This window comes from Caldicellulosiruptor hydrothermalis 108, assembly GCF_000166355.1.
GTDB classification, from domain to species: Bacteria; Bacillota; Thermoanaerobacteria; order Caldicellulosiruptorales; family Caldicellulosiruptoraceae; genus Caldicellulosiruptor; species Caldicellulosiruptor hydrothermalis.
This window is the reverse complement of sequence record NC_014652.1, coordinates 1,799,922-1,820,322: the sequence shown is the minus strand read 5'-3', so window position 1 is coordinate 1,820,322 and position 20,401 is coordinate 1,799,922. Positions and strand designations below refer to the sequence as shown.

Genomic DNA, 20,401 nt, shown 5'->3' with positions numbered 1-20,401 from the left:
AATGTTTTTTAAAATAATAAAATTAGAAGTCAAAAATTACATTAAAAATGCAATTATATTATTACTAATTTTAAACATTGCGGTGTGGTATGCGCTTAAGAATTTTGAACAATTTTTAAATTATTTAAAAGATAAACCTTCGATAAGCTTATTTTATACATTGTGTGTTGTAATAACTATTTCATATTCAATTGTATTTATAACAACCATTAATTTCGATAAGGACAAGAGTAGTTATGTTTATCATAGATATTTTACATCACCTTTAAGTAATACATTGATATTTTTATCAAAAGTTATTCCAGCTTTAATTACAAGCTCAATAATTGTTTTCATATGGGTTACCTTTATTTTATTAAAAAGTCATTTGAATAACATTTATTTATTTCTTTTTGTTATTCTCACTGTTTTTGTGTTTTCATTAGGATGTATATTCATAATTTATTCGGTCAGTCTCACTACGAAAAACAGCGTATTGATAAGTGGAGTAAAATTTTCACTTGTTTTCTTATTTTCATATATTCCTAAATTGGCATTTTCGAGTAATATATCAATTCAAGTTTTAAAAGCTGGACTTATATTGTTATGTTGGGGTGTATTTATTGTTGGTTTAGTGATACTTAAAAGGATAAATGTAGAAAAGATAATAACAAGTTAATTCAAACGTTTGGAAGAAGCTAATAAATCCGATAATAGCAAGTATCTGCTTCCAAAAATGAGGTAGCTTTTTTATTGTGAGAAAGCGAAAAAAATTGAAGAAATTTGAAGATATTTGGAGTAAAAGTGTTAATGATAAAATAAAATCATCAGAAATGATACAAAAAATTCTCCACCTGGCAATTCCAAAAATACCTTCTGTAGTGTAGAATAGGGTATATAAAAACTACAGAAGAAGAAAACGAAGGGATGCTGACAATAGCAATGCATATTACAATTCATACATTATACAAACAGGAATGCAACAAAAGCCAGATAGCCAGAATGCTGGGCATTGATAGAAAAACTGTGAGGAAAGTAATCAAAGATATTGAACAGAAGAGAATGTGGGTATCAATAGGGCTACCGGAAACAGGAAAGACTCATCTTGCAATAGCGTTAGAATTAAAAGCTGTGTCATTGGTCTATAGGGTACTGGTTACAACAGTAAATAGGATGCTTAAAGATTTATACATTTCAAGAGCAGGTAATTCATATCAGCAGAAACTAAAAAAATACGTCAATGTGGACTTGTTGATTTTAGATGAATTGTGACTGAGGAAACTAAATCAAGGAGTCGTTAGAGGTTCAGTAGTAATGGGTGGTCACAAAGTTTAGATATTTAGTGGCAAGTCACTATTTAGTGACTTGCCAACTACAAAAAAAGGTGAGGGATTTTTATGTTAGCTTATTTTATTACTGTTTTAATTAAAGGGACTGCAAAAGGTTTATTTTTTCCTATTTGGATTTTACATATGTCAAATTTAAAAGTTTCATTATTTGCTATCGGAATATTGGGTAGTGTCTTAGAAACAATTAGGTTTGTTACAGAAATTCCTTTTGGGGCATTTGCAGATAGATATGGTAGAAAAGTTTCATTGTTTTTATCAGCTCTTTTAAATTTTATTGCTTTTTTCTTATTTTCATTAGGAAATACATTTTATATGTTCCTATTTTCTGTATTAATAATGGGATTAGCAGATTCCTTTGAATCTGGAGCATTAGAAGCATGGTTAGCTGATTATTTAATTCTGAAAGGGAAAAGCGATAAATTTGAGATTGAGATTAGAAAAATGTACATTGTTTTTATTACAGGAAGTATTATTGGAGCAGTTTTTATAACCTTTATGTACAAAATAAATGCCATCCTACCATTTATAGTATCGGCAATATTATATATTATTGCAGCTTTGATAACTTATTTTTTTGTACCTGAATCGTTACAAGAATCTTATAATTCAAATAGCAACGAGTCAATGATAAATAAGATTAAATTATCTATTTGTTATATTATTTCAACTAAAAGTTTATTTTTATTGTCATTAGCAGTATTTTTATTCGCAATAGGATTAGATGGCATAGAAAGATTTTATCAAACATTTCTTAAATTTAAAAAATTTAATATTTTCTTGATAAGTAATATATATATAATCAGTGCTATTTTTAGTCTTATGTTTATGCTTTTACAAAACAAATTGGATAGTCCTAAAAAGAATGAGTTGTTAATAATTGGTTGTCTAAAAATTTCAATGTTTATGATAGTAACTATTGCTGTCTTTGTAAAGTTAAATATTATTTCATATTTATGTTTAATACTTTTTTTTATACTAGAAGTTCTTCTTAGGCCTTATCTTCAAAGTTATCTAAATAGATATATAAATTCTGAAATAAGGGCTACTGCATTATCATTTTTTCAATTTGCAGAGGCTAGTGGCGAAATTTTAGCAGGTATTGGAATTGGTTACTTTATAAAGGTTTTAGGTATTTCATATGGCTTGTTTGTAAGTGCTGCATTTATTTTAATTTCGGGTTTAGCAGTTTTTGTTTTGTTATTTTTTGAAAGGATATATAGAAATGTAGATTAAGATGGGGAATGTTTAGATGCCTATTTATAAGCAAATAAATATGGACTACAGAGTGTTTAAAATGGATATTTATTTAGTAATAGGATTGCTTTAAATAAAACAACTATTGAAATATGGGACTATTGGAATTAAAGAGTTATTAGGTGATATACCTATACTTGCAGCTTCAATAAGGGTGACTAAACGATGCAATGCATTATGCAAACACTGCTATGGCAACTCAGGCGAACCATTTTATAATGAGTTGACTACTCGGGAAAATTAAAAAGCTAATAGATGTTTATAGTGATGAATTTTGGTAAAGAAAATCTTTTTCACAGGTGGAGAACCGTTTGCAAGAGAAGATATAGTAGAGATATTACAATATGCATACTACAAAATATGGAAATATTAATCAGTACTAATGGTTTTTTACTCACAAAGGATATACTAAAAGGAAATACAAAATATAAATTTTTCTGTGTTTCAAATTAGTATTGATGTTCCTAAAGAAATTCATAATAAGATTAGAGGTGATGGATTTTTTGAAAAAGCAATAAATGCTTTAAAGCCCTTAAAAGAATTGAACTTTAAAAATGTGACAATAGCTACTTGTCTTATGAGAGAAAATTATGATCAAATTGTCATTAAACGATATTAATTGCCAGTAGTAGATTTAATTGTAAGGTGTGATGATGTTAATTTAATTAATAGATTTGATAAATTTACAAAACTATAAAGATGTAATGCAAAATAATGTGAGAACTTTCTTAATAGATATAAAAACAAATTTTAAAATACAAAATAATTACAATGAATTCGTTTCAAAATTAAAGAATTACAATAAAACTTTGAATGTTGCATATATACCGGAACTATATCATTTCGAAAACAATAAATTTAGAATAATAGTGCAAAGAGGAAAGGAGTTAATTCTTTCTTGCTTAGTATATAATTATGAAAATCAGTATTTAAAAGTATTTTTAGATCAAAACAGTACTACTTCAATTACTTATTGTAAATCAATAAATGTACCTATTACAGATTACTTTTGCCAGATTGAAATTTAGAAGAAAAAGTGATTAATTCAAAAGTAACATGTAATTGGTTGTTAGATAATTTATATAACAATACAGAATAGAATTATTGAATAAGCTTATATTTATTGGGAAAGGGTGCAAAAGGATGAATTTTAAATACTATGTAAGAATAGTATTGTTATTACCTACTATTTTCATTGTTTTTATAAATTTAATTGAGGGTATCATAAACATATATATTTCTAATACCTTTGCTAAATTATTTTCATTAGCTATCCAAAAAGATATGGAGGTTTTTATATGTAATGTAGTTACCTTTCTTTTAATTTATCTTATTATTATTTCTGGCAAATTATTTTTTTCATTGTTAATTGAATTTTTTAAAGAGAATAGAATTATTGAACTAAAGAAAAAGTTATTTATGTTGTTTTTGAATAACAAATATTCATTAATAGAAAAATATGGACAAGGTGAGATTTTAAATAGATTAGAGCAGGACTTTAATGATATAGTAAAGTGTTTTTATGTTCATTATTCTTCAGTTTTTTCAGCCTTAATATGTTTAGCAGGTTATTTTATTTTTTTGGGTCTAAAAAATTTTTCTCTTTCAGTTATTTTTTTTGGTCTTTGGATTTTACCTATATTTCCGCTGTTTTTTACAATAAAATATATGAATAAAATAGTTGAAAAAAGTCATCGTGCAGATGATGAGTTAACAGGTTTTATTAAACAGTCTTTTGAAGGAATTGAAGTAATAAAAGCATATAATCTTTATGAATGGGCCTCTTTAAGATTTCTTTCCTTGGAAGAAGTCAGCAAAAAATGTGCAAATGAAATGGAAAAAGTAGGATCAATTGAAGATATACTTTACAACTTATGCAACAATATAGCAAAATTTGGAATATATATCATGTTAGGTTTATTTTTATATAAAAAATTAATAACTCCTGATTTGGTTGTAGTGTTCATATCACTTTTTCCTATTGTAATTGATAATTTTAAAGTAGCAGCAAAAGGTTTTCAAAATTTGAGGGTTGAAAAAAGTTCTTTTGAAAGAATTAGTGAAATACTAAATTTTGATATAGAAGATCAATATGGGAATATGATACAAATAAATGAAATTGAAAATATTGTGTTTAAAAATGTTTCGTTTTCCTATGAAAATTCTAAGAGTATCTTCAACAAAATAAATTTTCGTATCAACAAAGGAGATAAAATATTGATTATGGGTTCTAATGGAAGTGGAAAAACTACTCTTTTGAAGCTTATAATGGGACTTTATGAATCTTTTAAAGGTGATATTCTTATTAATGGTGTACCACTTTCAAAAGTAGATTTTAAGAGTTTCAGTAAACACATTTCATTTATTCCTCAAAATTTTACTTTCTTTACACAGGATATAGATAATAACCTTAATATGATGATTCAAGACAATTTGGAAGATAGAAAAAGAAGTTTACTGCACTTGTTTGGTTTGGATGATATTTTATCAAAAAAAATTAATCAACTTTCAGATGGGCAAAAACAGAAAATATCAATAATAAGAGGGTTGTTGAAAAAGTCTTCAATCTTAATAATTGATGAACCGACTAATTATCTTGATACTAAAAGTATAGAAATTTTGAAAGATATTCTTTGTAAAAGTGAAAAAACAATAATAATTGTTTCACATAATATTGAATTGGCAAGTTGTGTAAATAAAATTTGGAGAATCGAAAACCAATCAGTAAACGAAATTGCTGAAATTTATTAACAGCGAGGTAGTTTTTTATGGTGATTAAAGAAAAAAATAGATTAGTTAAGGATTTTTTGGTTAAATATTGGTATGTATTGTTGTGTGATATAATTATTTTTTCTCTACAAAATATTGTAGACATATATTTGGTATCAAAATTAGGAGTTTATATGGATGCAGCATTAAAAAGAGATTTTTATTTATTGAAAAACAACATAATTAATCTTCTATTTATTCTGTGTATTGTTATTTTTGTTTTGCCGTGCATATCTTCTATATATAGAGCTTTATTATTTGGGAAGGTAGTAGTCCTACACGATACTAATATCTACAAAAAATTTTTGTGTCAAAAGCTTTTGAAATTAAATAAATTGACAGTTGGTGAAGTGCTGACAAGATTTAATGATGATATAAGATTATTTAGATTTGCAATTTTGGATGTTGTTGAAATTTTGTTTTCTTGTATATTCATACTTTACGTACTATATGTAATGATAAAAATAGAAATTTTTTATTCAATATTATCTTTTATATTAGTTTTACTTCCTATAATAGTTCCTCTAATCACAAAAAAACAAAACCAGAGAATTACAAAATATGGTCAGGAGAGGAAAGATGAATTAAGAGAATTAGAAAATCAAGTTGTTCAAAGTTTTTTGTATATTAAAGTTCATTCATTAGAAAAGGAAATAGAGGAAATGATAAAAAAGTGCTACCAAGACTTTATTGAAAAGTATGTAAAAGAGAAGATCAAAACTTCAGTTATTTTAAAGACAATGGATGATACTTTCTCTCAGATTTCAATGCTATTTATGTATATTTTGGGCAGTTATTTTATGTTAAGAAATAAAATTTCCTTGGGAGATTTTATAAAAATAACTGGATATTCAATTTTGATAAAGGGAATGATAAATTACATCATTAATACGATTAACCAGTTTTATAAACTTAAAATATTCTCAAAGAGGATATTAGATTTAATAAACTCTCCAGAAAGATATGGAGGAAAAGTACTAACAAAGGATATAGAAATTGTAGAGATAAAAAATATAGGATATAGGTTTGATAAAGATTATATTTTCAAGAATATTTCTCTTGACATAAAAAAAGGAGATAAAGTAGCAATAATAGGTGAAAATGGGTCTGGAAAGACTACTTTTTTAAAAATTCTTTTAGGTTTCTATGAGGACTATGAAGGTGAAATTTACATTAATGGGATTGAACTCAAGGAAATAAATTTAGAGAGTTTAAGAGAAAGTATTGGGTATTGTTCTCAACAGCCATTTATATTTAACTTTTCAGTGGAAGATAATATCAAGATGGTGAAATTCAACAAAGAAATAAATACTTTAGAGAGCGTTATGAAAAAACTAATGTTGGAAGAAATAAAAGACAAACGTGCGGGTGATAATGGAATTTATTTATCAGGTGGGCAAAAACAACGAATTTCTCTTGGAAGAGCAATGCTCAAAGGGAGGCAATTTTATTTGTTTGACGAAGTAACTGCAAATTTAGATGAAGAGGGGAAAAAAGTTATTTCCAGTCTGCTAGAAGATCCAAACACTACTATTATTATGGTTACTCATGAAAGGAACTTATTGAGATATTTTAATAAAATTTATCAAATTGATTTCAATTAAATTTTATTTTAGAAGGAGAAGGGTATATAATGAAAGTATGTGAGGTTTTATATAATTACTTGATAAATTATATAAAAGATGAGAGTCTTCTATATAAATTTGCTGAAAGTTACGAACTAGATAAAGTATTATTGTCAAAATATAATATAGATGACGAAGTCTTAAATAAAACAACCGCAAAAATAAAATTTCAAAAATTTATCAATGATATTACTACCTTGCACTCTCTATAACAGAGATGATTTTCAAAGGTATTTTCAAATACGAAGCACTCAACTAGGCAGTGCCATTTTTCACTTTGTTGTGTTCTTAGCTTTGGGTATAGAGTACAGTGTATTTTTGCTGATAAGGTTTTATGAATATAAAGACTTAGAGATAAACGAGGCGCTCAGGCTTACCTCGGCAAATATAGGGCATGTTGTAACCTCAGCTGCTATAATCTTAGCCGGCACATTTGCGGCAATGCTACCATCTGGGATTTTAACGCTTATGCAGGTTTCAGTGTGTGTTGTGATAGGTCTTGTTCTGCTTGCATTTTTTCTGCTTCCATTTTTGTACAATACTTTGATGAGAATAAAAAGGGATATAATATAAAAGGAACTTCGAAAAAATTTGAAAGCTGCCTCCAGAGAAGGGGGCAGCTTTTTATTTGCAAAAAACATGAGAAAATTTAAGAAATTTAGAGATATTAATAGGCGTTTGCAAAATAGGTGGTGATTGAAGGTAAAAGGCACCAATACTAACATGAAATACAATCAAGATACAAAAAGAAAAGAGAAGTGAAAACCAAATATTATCAATACCAACAAAAATAATCAGCAACAAACATATGACAAAAATTAACAACTTCAAAAAAGACAATAATATCCTAAGCCTTCTTAACTCCTTGTTTTAGAAGGTTAAGTAAAAACAAAACCAGAAATTTTTTGTAAGAAATAGATTTAAAAAATAGTAGTATTAAGCGATAAGTTTTTTGAGCTTGTTAAGTTTTTTGATAGTCAATTTAGAGCAATAGAGTTTGATATTGTGAGCGAGAATAAACAAGAGCGAGAAAGTAATGGCAGATAGCAAGAAATCAGAGAAAATAGAAATATGGTCATAAGTAGAGATAGTATCAGAGCCCATGTAGGATTTCAGGTGGTAAATAGTCTGCTCTACAGCGACACGTTTTTTGTAGAGGTCAAAAAACTCTTGTGAATTTCTGTTGATACCTGGGAAAGAGCGAAAGTTATCTGGGTATGTATAGAACATTCTACCCGATTTAGAGGTAGTACAAGGCTGAGGGCAAGAGCAGATGCGTTTGCCATCTTTGTATTGTGACATAGGGCAAGTCCATTTAAGGCGCAAAGAGCGATTTTTACCCTGACATTTGCCTTCGGGTTTAAAAGGTTTGTTGAACTTTTTGCAGATAGGGATACCATCTTCAGAAATAACGATATTGGGGTCTGATGTAGGTGTAGTATTTTTAGAAGCTCTTGTATTTAGTGGAATAACGATTTTGGAGAAGTTAAAGGTATTTTTTAAAGTGGAGTATATGTTGTGGGAATCCAAAGCACTGTCGGCGATGAAAGTGGAGAAATTTTTGGGGATATAAGAGAATAAAGTTTCGAGCGAAGGAATTAAACCTTTAGAGTCGGAGATAGCTTTTGCTTCTTGTGGGTCAGAGGAAGGGGAATCATAGTTAAACAGAGGTACTAAAGCTAAAGGGATACCGAGAGCGTTGGTAATGACTGCAAATTTTAAAGCCCAGCAGAAATGGCCATTTACAAACATAAGACGGATGTTAGAATTAGCGTTAGCAGTTTTAGGCAAAGAAGAATAAACGAGAGAGTAGACTTTTTCAGAGGGAAGTTCAGGGTTAGCTTTTGAGGTATTTTTCAGCAGTAGATGAATGAATTTAGGATTGTTTTCACGAACCTTTGGGACAATACCTGTTGTGTCGAAGATTAAGATTGAAGAATCTTGAGGGCATTGTTGGATGGAAATATTATGTGCATGGATAGAGATATTTTGAAAAAGTTTATGGATTTCACTTGCAAATATTTTTCTAAAGCGAGAGAGAGTAGAGATAGAAGGGACATTGCCATGAAGATTACAAAATGAGCGAAGTTCGAATGAGTTGAGTAAGACAGCACGAAGCTGAGTTAAAGTATTGAGTTTGAGCAATTTTTGGACGAGGAAGCAACAAAGCATAGATTCTAAAGAGAAGTATCTATGCTTACCGAAATATTTGTAGTAGGCATTGTAGAAAGAAGAAGGTATATAATGTGACAAGTCAATGAATTTATTGAACAAGCCCAAGAGGCTTTCAGGCTTGTAGAGAGCCGAAGCCTTTAGGTGGGAGAATAGGTCTATGAAAGAAAGTTGTTTAGGTTTGGTGTTGAACATTTTGGAACCCTCCTCATAGTAGAAAATTTGTTTTATATAATCATATTTTACTACAATTATGAGGAGGGTGACCAGTCTTTTTTGATTCTATGTAAAGCTTGATAACGCTCATCTTGAGCGTTTTTGCAAAAGGCTAAAATTTAGAGATATTAAAAGAAAGAGGGAGATAATAGATAAAAATTGCATAAAATTAACTAAAAAAAACAGTTTGACAGGATGAAAATTAATAAAGTAAAATTGAGGTGAAAATGTCAAGGAGAATATTAGTAAATATAGCAATCTGCATATTGCCTCTCGTAAATGAGATAGTTTATATGCAAATAGGATTGTATACCAGGAAATATAAAAAAGAAAATATTTATTTTAATTTCGAGAAATTTCAACTTGTATCGGCATCAACCTTTCATGGGCGTCCATGAAGGGATGCAAAATAAGATGCGAGGAGAGAATTTTATGAAAAGTAAAGCAATTATTTTAGTTTTATCAGTAGGGTTTTTGGTTGTGGCTGCAATTGGTATTTTAGTTAAGGGAGATTTTCTTAATGGATTTAAGGAAGGAGAAAAATACGTCAAAGGTATGTTTCCACGGGAAGGAAGTATAACAATTCAAGATAATCAGATTTATTTTAACGATGAGAAAATGACAACTGACAGTGACAAAAAATCTTTTCCAGTATTATCGCCAGATAAAACAAGGGTTGCCTATTATATTTCTGACATAAACAATGAAAGTGTAGGTATTTTAGAACTCAAAACAAAAGAAATAAAGAAAATTCATTTAGAAAATATAACTTTTTCATCTGTAAATAATTTAGAATGGCTCAACAATAGTATGATTGGATTTTACGCTCATGTTAACCCAAGCTTGGATGTTTATTGCTTGCTTGATGCAAACAAATTACAAGTAATAAAAGAGTATTATGGGATAGGATTTGTTTGGGATAGCCGGAAAGAAAATATTTATTATGCTTTGCCACAGCCACACTTTTCAAATCTGAAAGGCAGAGAAAAGATTTATAAAAATGACCAAGTCATTTTTGAAACGTCTGATAGTGAAAGTATCCTAAAAGGTCCTTATATTTCTGAAAATAATAATATTGCATTCTACACGAAAGATATAAATGCTGAAGATGAAGTGAAGCTTAATATAGGCAAAGTTAAAGATGAAAGGATTGTAATTAATAAAAGGGTAAAGTGGGATAAAGAAACGGGAGCAATTACGTTTACTGATAATTCTATTCAGATTAGAAGTGATAGTGGAATAAAAGAGTATAAAATTGATGATATAAAATAACAAAGTTTTTTACTAAAAAATTAAAGGGGCTGCTTTTTGTTTACAAAAACAAGAGAAAATTTAAGAAATTTAGAGATATTAAAAGAAAGAAAGAGATAATAGCTTAAATTTGTATAAAATTAACTTTAAAAAAACGAGATTGACAAAATGAAAATTAATAAAGTAAAATTGAGGTGAAAATGCCAAGGAGAATATTAATAAATATAGCAATTTGCATATTGCCTCTCGTAAATAAGATAGTTTATATGCAAATAGGATTGTATACCAGGAAATATAAAAGAGAAAATATTGCAACATGTTCATGTTCGTCACCATTATTTGTTTATTTATTTCTCCGTACTTAAAAGATTTTAACTTACAACGACATCAACCTCTCATGAGTGCCCATGAAGGGAAGCAAAATAAAATAGGTAGAAGGAATGGGAATATGAAAAGCAGTAAAAAGAAGTTAGTTTTTTTAGGTATCATGACGATTTTTGTATTTATATTTAATGTATTTAACTTTTCTTTATCATATGCTGAAGATGAAGAATATAACTTAATCGGCAACTATACATTACAAGATAGTAAATTGATAGAAAGTTTGCTCAACATTAATAGTCTCGTGCTAAAAAGTCCCAAAAATTATTTAAAGATTAATGATGATGGAACTATTAATGCCAAGGAATCAATAAAAGAGATAGTTGAAGACAATAATTTAATATTAAAATATAAAGAATGCATAAAATACCTTAACTTAGCTATCAAGGAAGAATTGTAGATTTAAAGGATGACTTTAGTATACATCTTTCTACAAATAGCCAACCAAAAAACGAAAGTGTAAAAAGTAATAAAAATTCAATTATTATTCAGCGTGATCCAGATGAGCCACCGTACGTAAATTTGCTAAACATATGCAGAAACAATGTAAATGAATTGAACAATATTTATTTATCAATATTCATATATACAAATGGAAATGCTGCCTTAGCATATTCTGCAAAAGTTGCATATTGGACATCTAAAGTAAGAGAAGGTGGTGATTGGGATTACAAACTAATATATGGCTGGAATAAATTGTACAAAATAATTGTTAATGGCAAAGTAGAATATGTCTATGGAGAAGATATTGGTAATATTAATTATGGATATACGGGTAGATCATTACCTCTTCCACCAGAAATTTTATGTGCAGCTGCTGGACTTGTTCAAATATTATCTGGAACATGGGATATTTCTTACTATAATAGCTATTTTGATGATCCGAAAGATCAAGAAGCAATTAGGAAAGGGATATCATGGTATGAGCAAGGTTTATAAATCTAATAATTCAGCTAAAGTAAACAATAGTTCTTTTAAAAGAATATTAATCAAATTACTGAAGACAATATTAATGCTTATATTATTATTTTCTTTATTTGTCTACTGGCGATTTTTTGATATAAACATGCTTCCGCATGGCGAATTTTTAAAGGAATCTTTATCCCCTGATGGGAAATATAAAATTAAATTTTACTTAATCAATGGTGGTGCAACAACAGCATATGGAGTTAGAGGAGAGCTATGTTATAAAAATGGCTTAAAAATTAGAAACATATACTGGAACTACCCAGAAGATAAAGCTGATGTTAAATGGATAAATAATGATGTTGTTATAATTAATGGTCACAGATTAGACATTTTTAAAGACTCTTTTGATTTTAGAAAAGAATCTTTAAAAAGGCTGATAGAAAAACTTCGAAGTAAAAAACAAAAATTTCACGGTAAGTGATTAAGGCGGTGATATTTTTATATTGTTGCCGTGTGAAAAGAATGTATATGTATTGAAAGTTAATTCATGGATGACAAGTGAGCAATATATCAAATATAAAGAATCATTAGGGGTAGAAGATAATTATATAGATAACAAAAACAATGTTATACAATTTGATGGAAAGACTCAAGACAGTATAAATAGTCTAAGTGGTTCTAATATAATTAATTCAAGTATAAGTACTTCAAGTCTAACGAGAGATCAAATAATGTCTGTTGCTTACCAATACAATAATCACAAATGGTATTGTTCAAAACAGAATTATGATGGTTCAAAAGCAGCAAATCCTAATTGGTGGCAAAGACCAAGTTTTATAACATCATATAATACTTATTACTATCAAGTGCCATACTGTTGGGGTGGAGCACACTCTCTTTCAGAGTTTGATCAGAAAATTAATGAAGGTTATGCAGCTGGAAATGTGCACACTAAAGACCATTATTACGTGGGAGGCACAGCTGGTGTTGACTGTTCAGGTTTTGTTAGTAAATGCTGGGGAATATATGATAGATGGAGTACTTATGATATAATGAAATATCGCAGTCAAATCAATTACAATGCTTTGCAAAAAGGAGATGTTTTATGTAATAGTGATCATGTTATGCTATTTTATAAAAAAGATGCTGATAACAACTATATAGTATATGAGAGCACAAAGGGTGGTTATGATAGAGTTATCCATCGTGCTAGAAGTAAATCTGAGGTAGAAGGTATTTATGGAGCATACAAATGTCCTTTTGTAGCAAATTAAAGGTATTTTAATTAAATCAGTGGGTAATTAAATAAAACAAAGTTAATAGAAGGATAATAAAGGTTGTTATATAAAAAGCCATCCTCCTTGAGGTAGGGTTTAAAGATTGTAGAAAAACATCAAGCGCCAAGGAGGATGGCAAGTATTAGTTTTATTAAAACACAAAAACAGATATTTTTGTAGTAAATTAAAAGGATTATCAATTTGAAGATAAAAATATGACATTTATTCAACAATTTATTGAAAAAAGATTTATAAAAGAAGGGATGTCAACCGTGAAGTCAAATACTAAAGTTAATTTCAAAAAAGTTCTTTTAATTGGGCTGCTATTATTTGTGATAGTTTTATTTGGATTCTTGTATACATACTTTATTCAAGCAGATATCGATAAAATAGGATATGTAAAAGTGTCAATTAACAAAAAACCGCATAGTGTGTATGAGAGTGAATTTGAGGGGAGAGTAGTTGACAGCAGAGGAAATGATAAATTGTTATTTAAATTTAAACCGTTAGATATTGAGACTAATAGCGAATTTACATTTGAACCACGTCGATTTTTTGCATGGGGGAAAAATTTTGTAGCTTATACACAAAATCTCAAAGAATTGATACTGGTTGATTATAAAACTGGGAAAGAAGTGTATAAGCAAAAACTAAATGAGGGGATTGAGTTTATTAATGTAAACAAGGAAAAAGAGGAATTTGTGATATCTACTAAAAAAGCACTTTATATATTAAGAGTTAATGGTGAACAGGAGAAAAAAAATAAATTATCATTTGTGTTAGAACGTATAGCAGAAGGTAATTTCTGGTGGCCAGTTCTTTCAGACGATAGCAGATACGTAGTATGTGGAGAAGTATGTAGCAGACGCTTCATAGCAACCTTGCTTGTTTTAATTGATTTACAAAATAATCAAAAGAAAAAGATTCTCTCTAAAAAAATGGGTAATTTACCATTAACAGTAGATCGTAGATTGATATATTCTACTGCTATAAGCAAAGAAAATAAGTGGGTTGTAATTAGCACTTCTTCATCGGGAACTCCACCTTATAGATATCTAACGGCTATAAATTTAAAAAGCGGATTAGTAAAAGAATTTGGTTCAAATACAGGGTTGTGCAACTCTCCAGGATGTTTTGTTTCAAGTGATAAATATATGTTTACACAGGGTGAACCAGAATACAGAGAATTTGGTGATTATTCTCCCATTATAGAACCTTTTAGGTCTAAACCAGTAATTGTTGACCTGAATACTGGGAAATTGGAAATTGTTAATAATGTACCAAAAGACATAAATATTTACTGGCCTATATATAAAAATGATAAAACAATTTATTTTATCGACAGAAAATACTATTCATTTGTTCCGAATAAGATTTTTGACACCAATATTTATAGACTAAAAAATAAAAAATTTGAACTACTATTTCAGATAAAAGGCGGCATTGTAAGTTATGATGTGATTTCAAAATAGAGTTTTTATGTTAATTAATGGCCTGATCATTTTTTTATAACAGTTATGATAGAATAATTAAGTGAAACATCTTTATATTATAGAAAAATGCAATAAATTTATGAAATTTAATGAAAGAGAGAGCTAATAACTAAAAATTGCTTAAAATTGGCTTTAAAAAACGAGTTTGACAGGTTGAAAATTAATAATGTAAAATTAAGGTGAATTTGCTAAAGGAAATTTTAGCAAACATAGCAATATGCAGATAAACTTTTATAAATAAGACGGTTTTTATGCAAATAGAGAAGTAAACCAGAGGATATAGAAAAATATAGTGACCTGTTTATATTGTAAGCTGTTTATATAACTTAGAAGATTTTAGTTTACAGCGGCATCAACTTTTTTAATGGGCGCTCATGAAGGGATGCGAAATAAAATGGGAGGTCAAGAAGAGCCTTTGAAGATTGACTTAAAGGAAGTAAATTCAGATGAAATCAAAACTAATGATAGTAAATCAGAAAAAATAGAAAATAAAGCAAGCAATGGTGAAAATAGTAATAACATTTTACAACAAGATGTTACAAAGTTGAATACAGAAACAGGTTATATTTCATGGTATAATGGTGAAGGAAAAAAGGAGCAGCAGGAGCTATATTGGATAGCGAAAGTGCTGCACATAAGACAATTGAATTTTGGACAAGGGTAAAGGTAACCAGTCTTGAAAATGGCAAAAGCACAATAGTAAAAATATTAGATAGAGGTCCATATGTGCAAGCTAGAATATTGGATATGGTAAAAACAGCATTTTCAAAAATTCATAATCCAAGCAAAGGAATTTTTAGGGGGAAAATAGAATGGCCTATTCAAAGTTAAAAATAGAAGTAATAAGGATAGTAGCAATTTTGTTGCTACTATCCTTATCTTTAGGAATTTACAATACAGGGATAGCCAGCAAAGAAGAGGTAGTGGAAAAGTTACTTGTCTCAGTATATGATAAAAATGGAAAGACTCATATGTGGAAGGTTATACCTAAAAAGAAAAAGGAAGAACTAATTCTTAAAAACAGGGAAGTCATGACCTTTGGAGATATTTCTACAAATGAGGAATGGCTTGCGTACGATGATGCAATTGGAACTGGGCCTTGGGAGTTGTTTGTGAAGAATTTAAAAAATCAGAAAGTATTCCAAGTTACTAATGATCAAGCTGGAGAAATAGATATTGAAATTCTCAGTGAAAAACCTTTGAAAATATGTGTATCAAGAGTTGGATTGAGTTCTCCAATACCAAGAATATGGATTTTTGATGTTGAAAAGAAAAAAGCTCAAATGGTAAAACCTATAAATTCTGATATGGTATTTGATAGCATTGAAGTGGTTGATAGTAATCATATTTTGACTGTCTCTTATTCATCTATGGATGAGAAAAAGATGTATGAGGATAATTCCTCTGTTGATTCAATAAAACATACTTTTTACATCATTGATTTAAAAAATCAAAAATATACGAAAATTACTGAACTCAAAGCAGGATCAATTGGAGCTTTAGGTTTTGTACCAAAGAGTAATATTATTACTTTTAGTGCAACCAATATTTATCTAAACTCTACCAGAAAAAAGGGAGAAACGGGCATATACAAGTTAGATCTAAAGTCAAAAGTAATAGTGCCAATACTAACTGAAAGTATGCTAAAAAAAATAAAAGATACACCTGTTGAGGAGTTTGCCTCTCCGATAGAGGGTTATTTAAGCAATGATGGGAAAAAACTCTGGTTTATCGGTATTCCTAAAAATGTAAAGAGAATGATGTTTGGTGAAGGGATTGAAGCTTATCCAAGCGCTGTTTTTGAATATGATTTAAGAGAGAAAAAGGTGCGAAAGATATTTGAAAAAAAGAATACTTTTATAACAAGGATGACAGTTTCATATGGGAAATAAAAATAATGTTAAATCTAATTACTGTATCAAAGTATTAAATAAACAAACACTTTGTATTGCAAGAAAGGGGCTATCAAATTATCTTTTTTTGACAGCCCCTGTTTTAATCTGTCCCCAAAATTTTCTTTTTAAAATCTTTTTGCTATCTCCTCAGCCTCTTTCAACGCATTTGAGATAATCTTTTCTACATCCTCACCTACGATGTCAAGCCGCTGAGCTGTTATTGTCTGAAAATCCTCAACTCCCATAAAACCCAAAATTGTTTTCAGGTACCTGTTTGCCATCTCAAAGTCCGAAAATGGTGGTGTTTTGTATTCACCGCCTGTTGCCATGATATGAACTGCTTTTTTACCACGAAGAAGTCCCACAGCCCCTTGTTCTGTGTATTTAAAGGTTATTCCAGAGACTGTGATATAGTCTATATATGCCTTGAGAATTGCAGGAATGCCCAAATTCCACATAGGTGCTGCAAACACATACTTGTCAGCATCAGCAAACTGATAGGCATACTTCAAAATAGGATGATGCTTTGATGCCTCAGTCTTTGGAGCGAAGATATCGTTGATGTCCTCTTGAGAAAGAAAATGAATTCCTTCTTTGTAAAGGTCTAAAGTAATAATCTGGTCATTTGGATGAAATTCTTTGTATACCTTTATAAAATGTTCCGAGATTATAAATGTTCTTGAACTTTGGTCGCTCTTTGGATTAGCCTTTATATACAGTAGCTTTGCCATTCGAACATCTCCTTTACAAGAACAATTTCCTTGATTATATTATACCCCTGTAAGTCGATTGTATAACTATGAATTTATTTTTGACTACTCAACCGAAGATTTCAAAACATCTATCATTTCATCAAGCGAGATTGCATGTCTTAAGTTTGCTACATTTTTAGACTCAAGTGCTCTTTTTGCATAATATTCTATCCTGTCACTTGGCAATTTTGGAATAGAGTCTTTAACAAAAAATCTTACAAACTCAGAAAACTCATCTATGCTTTCAAAGCCCATGTTGTTTAAAGCAAAGTTTACTTCTTCTTTTAAATATTTGCTCTCAAGCCTCAAAAAGCTTGAAAGTAAGATTGCATTGGCTCTTCCGTGTGGGATGTCATGGTAATAAGTAAGGTTGTACCCTAAAGGATGAACAATTAAAGTACCTGTTTGTGCAATAATTATTCCCCCAATCAATGATATCCATGCAAACTTTTCAAGGTCAGTTTCTTTTAGAGCGTTTTCTTTTATATTATCTTTTGAACTTGCAAACAGACTCAAAGCTTTTTTTGTATAAGCTTCAATTATGTTGTCAGATGCTTTTGAAAGGTATCCTTCAATAACATGCGAAAGAGCGTCAAAAAGGGTATTTACAATAACATTAAAGGGCAATGTTAGAAGATATTTATAATCAACAATTGCCAGTTTAGGGAAAATCAATTCTGAAGCAAAACTTTTCTTGTTTTCAATGGTTTTCAAAGTCAAGATTGAGTATGGCGTAACTTCACTTCCTGTACCACATGTTGTTGGAATTGCAACTATAGGTAAGCACTTTTCAAATTTTGAGTCAAAAAGGTCCTGAGCTTTTAGATTTTTTTCAGCACACAGCACTGCCACTGCCTTTGATGAGTCAAGAGGAGAACCTCCACCAATTCCAATTATAAAGTCTGGGGAAAACTCTCTTGCCAATTTTGAAACTTCATCTATCTGTTCTACGCTTGGATTTTGAGCGATTTTGCTGTATATTGAATATTCAATTGAAAGTTCCTTTAATACAGTTGTTACATCTTCTAAGGAGCCGTTCATCAGAGAAGATGGAGATGTCACAATGAAGGCTCTTTTGCCAAGCTTGAAAAGGTCTTTATTCTTCAAAACACCATCTTTTTCAAATATGACCTTTGTTGGCATGAAAAATTTGCTCATTTTCAAGGCCTCCTTCACAGTACTATACTATTTGTGCTTTAAGATAAATTATAGCACATATTTTGTGTTAAAGACGTATAAAAGACCATCTTCACAGGAAAAGTTATTTATTATAGAAAGTATTTTAAGACCAAGCCAGGGGTGATAAAAAACATGGCAAGCAAGGAACAGCAAAGAGCAGTTGCCAAACTCTGCCCAGAGTTTAACGATGGTGGTTACTCTCACAAAGGTGATATAAGCTGTGAAGTCTGTATTCACTGGGACGGGAAAAGGTGCAATATAAACTATTTTGATAATGTTCTGACCAGCATGGACCAGACATAGAGTTTGTAATGGGTCTTTGAAAATTTTTATTGATTTTTTGATTGAATTGTCTTAAAATAAAGCTTGGCAAGAGATGTGGAGAGCCTGCAAATAGCTTCTTTCAAAAAGGGGCTATTTGCAGGCTTTTTATTTACCATATTTTGAAAAGGGTGATAATATGAGCAGAATTTATGATGTTGCTGTAATAGGAGCAGGAGTTGTTGGCATGTCAATTTTAAGAGAGCTAACACGTTACAGATTAAAGGTATGTAGCCTTGAGAAGATGGAAGATGTTGCAGAAGGTGCGTCCAAAGCAAACTCTGGAATAGTGCACGCAGGTTATGACCCAATTGAGGGAACCAAAAAGGCAAGATTCAATGTTGAGGGGAACAATATATTTGCAGATATTTGCAATGAACTTGATGTTGAGTATAAGATGATTGGTTCGCTTGTGGTTGCGTTTGATGATTATGAGATAAATGTATTGGAAGAACTTTTGCAAAGAGGGAAAAGAAATGGTGTTAAAGGACTTGAGATAAAAAGTCAAGAGTGGGTTTTTGAAAATGAGCCGAATTTGAGCAGAAACATAAAAGCAGCACTTTTTGCTCCATACTCTGGAATTACAAATCCGTATAAATTAACAGTCGCCCTTTTTGAAAATGCTATTCAAAATGGAGCAGATGTGATATTCAGCTTTGAAGTCTGCAAAATAGAAAAAGATGGAGACTATTTTGTGGTTCATTCAGCGGACAGCCGCTTTGTAAAAACCAAGGTTTTAATAAACTGTGCAGGAGTGCATGCAGATGAAATAAGTAAAATGGCAGGAGCAAGGCTTTTCAAAATATATCCGAGACGGGGACAGTACTACATCTTAGACAAACCACAGAAAATGCCGGTTGCCAGAGTCATTTTTCAGGTGCCCACAGAAAAAGGAAAAGGAATCTTAGTAACCCCGACTGTAGATGGAAATGTACTTGTTGGACCAAACTCTGAGTATATAGATAGCAAGGATGACACAGCTACAACCCAAGAAGGGCTTGATGAGGTATTTGAAAAGGCAAGGAAAGTATTGCCAAGCCTGAGCAAGAGAGATGTAATAACAATCTTTTCGGGAATCAGAGCAACACCGGATACTCATGACTTTATCATTGAAGAAGACGAAGATGTCAAAAACTTTATAAACGTTGCGGGAATTGAATCACCAGGTCTTACCGCATCGTTGGCAATAGGAAAGTATATCGCTGAACTGGTTAGCGATAAGCTAAACGCGAAAAGAAATCTTAATTTTAATCCTTATAGAAAAGATATAAAAAGGTTTTCAGAACTTTCTGATGAAGAAAGAGAGGAGATGATAAAACTTCATCCGAGCTTTGGAAACATTGTGTGCAGGTGTGAGCTTGTGTCTGAATATGAGATAGTTGAGGCAATAAAAAGAGGGGCAAAGACGTTAGATAGCATCAAAAGAAGAATAAGAGCTGGGATGGGAAGGTGCCAGGGCGGTTTTTGTCTACCTCGTGTGATGGATATACTTTCAAGGGAGCTAAAAATTGACAAAACTCAAATAACAAAGTTTGGGAAAAACTCTTATATTCTGACCGAGAAAAGGTGGGAAGACTGA

General features: G+C 30.3%; 20 protein-coding genes. 17 read left to right on the top strand and 3 right to left on the bottom strand.

From position 1 onward, the window contains the following. The first annotated feature begins 1 nt into the window (after window position 1). The 6 genes from CALHY_RS09090 (at window position 2) to CALHY_RS09050 (ending at window position 7,549) form a co-directional block, all read left to right on the top strand. On the top strand, window positions 2–658 hold the full coding sequence (locus CALHY_RS09090; RefSeq protein WP_013403665.1) for an ABC transporter permease: 657 nt from the start codon (window positions 2–4) through the stop codon (window positions 656–658). A gap of 263 nt (window positions 659–921) precedes the next feature. Further along, window positions 922–1,251, top strand: coding sequence for an ATP-binding protein (locus CALHY_RS13915; RefSeq protein WP_013403664.1), 330 nt, complete (start codon window positions 922–924; stop codon window positions 1,249–1,251). A gap of 125 nt (window positions 1,252–1,376) precedes the next feature. Beyond that, window positions 1,377–2,561, top strand: a complete 1,185-nt coding sequence (locus CALHY_RS09080; RefSeq protein WP_013403663.1) for an MFS transporter — start codon at window positions 1,377–1,379, stop codon at window positions 2,559–2,561. A 1,164-nt stretch (window positions 2,562–3,725) separates the two neighbouring features. Next, the gene (locus CALHY_RS09065; RefSeq protein ID WP_013403661.1) at window positions 3,726–5,333 is read left to right on the top strand and encodes an ATP-binding cassette domain-containing protein; all 1,608 of its coding nucleotides are present in this window, start codon (window positions 3,726–3,728) and stop codon (window positions 5,331–5,333) included. Window positions 5,334–5,350: 17 nt separating this feature from the next. Continuing rightward, a complete protein-coding gene (locus CALHY_RS09060; protein WP_013403660.1) occupies window positions 5,351–6,955 on the top strand; it encodes an ATP-binding cassette domain-containing protein in 1,605 nt (534 codons plus the stop codon). Between the two features lie 339 nt (window positions 6,956–7,294). Then, the gene (locus CALHY_RS09050; protein ID WP_408605139.1) at window positions 7,295–7,549 is read left to right on the top strand and encodes an MMPL family transporter; all 255 of its coding nucleotides are present in this window, start codon (window positions 7,295–7,297) and stop codon (window positions 7,547–7,549) included. Between the two features lie 363 nt (window positions 7,550–7,912). Here CALHY_RS09050 and CALHY_RS09045 read toward each other — a convergent pair whose 3' ends face one another. Next, window positions 7,913–9,343, bottom strand: a complete 1,431-nt coding sequence (locus CALHY_RS09045; protein ID WP_013402019.1) for an ISNCY-like element ISCahy1 family transposase — start codon at window positions 9,341–9,343, stop codon at window positions 7,913–7,915. 453 nt (window positions 9,344–9,796) lie between these two features. Here CALHY_RS09045 and CALHY_RS09040 point away from each other — a divergent pair, with 453 nt between their 5' ends. The 9 genes from CALHY_RS09040 to CALHY_RS09010 all read left to right on the top strand — a co-directional run bounded on the left by CALHY_RS09040 (window position 9,797) and on the right by CALHY_RS09010 (window position 16,567). After that, complete coding sequence (locus CALHY_RS09040) at window positions 9,797–10,636, top strand: hypothetical protein (RefSeq protein WP_013403657.1); 840 nt, start codon at window positions 9,797–9,799, stop codon at window positions 10,634–10,636. A 427-nt stretch (window positions 10,637–11,063) separates the two neighbouring features. Then, complete coding sequence (locus tag CALHY_RS13910; RefSeq protein WP_238524516.1) at window positions 11,064–11,396, top strand: hypothetical protein; 333 nt, start codon at window positions 11,064–11,066, stop codon at window positions 11,394–11,396. Window positions 11,397–11,551: 155 nt separating this feature from the next. After that, window positions 11,552–11,935, top strand: a complete 384-nt coding sequence (locus CALHY_RS13905; protein ID WP_238524515.1) for a polymorphic toxin type 44 domain-containing protein — start codon at window positions 11,552–11,554, stop codon at window positions 11,933–11,935. Further along, window positions 11,919–12,386 carry a DUF5412 family protein gene (locus CALHY_RS09030; RefSeq protein WP_013403655.1) on the top strand — a complete coding sequence of 156 codons (468 nt, stop codon included), beginning with the start codon at window positions 11,919–11,921 and terminating at the stop codon, window positions 12,384–12,386. Before CALHY_RS13905 ends, CALHY_RS09030 begins: the two co-directional genes overlap by 17 nt. A 52-nt stretch (window positions 12,387–12,438) precedes the next feature. Continuing rightward, window positions 12,439–13,179 carry an NlpC/P60 family protein gene (locus CALHY_RS09025; protein ID WP_238524514.1) on the top strand — a complete coding sequence of 247 codons (741 nt, stop codon included), beginning with the start codon at window positions 12,439–12,441 and terminating at the stop codon, window positions 13,177–13,179. A gap of 275 nt (window positions 13,180–13,454) precedes the next feature. Beyond that, on the top strand, window positions 13,455–14,654 hold the full coding sequence (locus tag CALHY_RS09020) for a hypothetical protein (RefSeq protein WP_013403653.1): 1,200 nt from the start codon (window positions 13,455–13,457) through the stop codon (window positions 14,652–14,654). A gap of 415 nt (window positions 14,655–15,069) precedes the next feature. Then, window positions 15,070–15,339, top strand: a complete 270-nt coding sequence (locus tag CALHY_RS13325; RefSeq protein WP_049772021.1) for a hypothetical protein — start codon at window positions 15,070–15,072, stop codon at window positions 15,337–15,339. Next, complete coding sequence (locus CALHY_RS14115) at window positions 15,288–15,506, top strand: septal ring lytic transglycosylase RlpA family protein (RefSeq protein WP_049772020.1); 219 nt, start codon at window positions 15,288–15,290, stop codon at window positions 15,504–15,506. Before CALHY_RS13325 ends, CALHY_RS14115 begins: the two co-directional genes overlap by 52 nt. Then, the gene (locus CALHY_RS09010; protein ID WP_013403652.1) at window positions 15,488–16,567 is read left to right on the top strand and encodes a hypothetical protein; all 1,080 of its coding nucleotides are present in this window, start codon (window positions 15,488–15,490) and stop codon (window positions 16,565–16,567) included. Before CALHY_RS14115 ends, CALHY_RS09010 begins: the two co-directional genes overlap by 19 nt. 128 nt (window positions 16,568–16,695) lie before the next feature. Here the strand turns inward: CALHY_RS09010 and CALHY_RS09005 are convergent, their stop codons facing one another. Then, window positions 16,696–17,301 (bottom strand): FMN-dependent NADH-azoreductase, encoded by a 606-nt coding sequence (locus tag CALHY_RS09005; RefSeq protein WP_013403650.1) that lies wholly within the window; start codon window positions 17,299–17,301, stop codon window positions 16,696–16,698. An 84-nt stretch (window positions 17,302–17,385) separates the two neighbouring features. After that, on the bottom strand, window positions 17,386–18,480 hold the full coding sequence (locus CALHY_RS09000; protein WP_013403649.1) for an iron-containing alcohol dehydrogenase family protein: 1,095 nt from the start codon (window positions 18,478–18,480) through the stop codon (window positions 17,386–17,388). 153 nt (window positions 18,481–18,633) lie between these two features. On the opposite strand from CALHY_RS09000, the gene CALHY_RS13755 reads away from it, so the two are divergent. Together CALHY_RS13755 and CALHY_RS08995 are read left to right on the top strand one after the other, a co-directional pair. Beyond that, window positions 18,634–18,804: a hypothetical protein gene (locus CALHY_RS13755; protein WP_013403648.1), complete on the top strand. Its 171-nt coding sequence runs from the start codon at window positions 18,634–18,636 to the stop codon at window positions 18,802–18,804. Between the two features lie 157 nt (window positions 18,805–18,961). Then, on the top strand, window positions 18,962–20,401 hold the full coding sequence (locus CALHY_RS08995) for an NAD(P)/FAD-dependent oxidoreductase (RefSeq protein WP_013403647.1): 1,440 nt from the start codon (window positions 18,962–18,964) through the stop codon (window positions 20,399–20,401).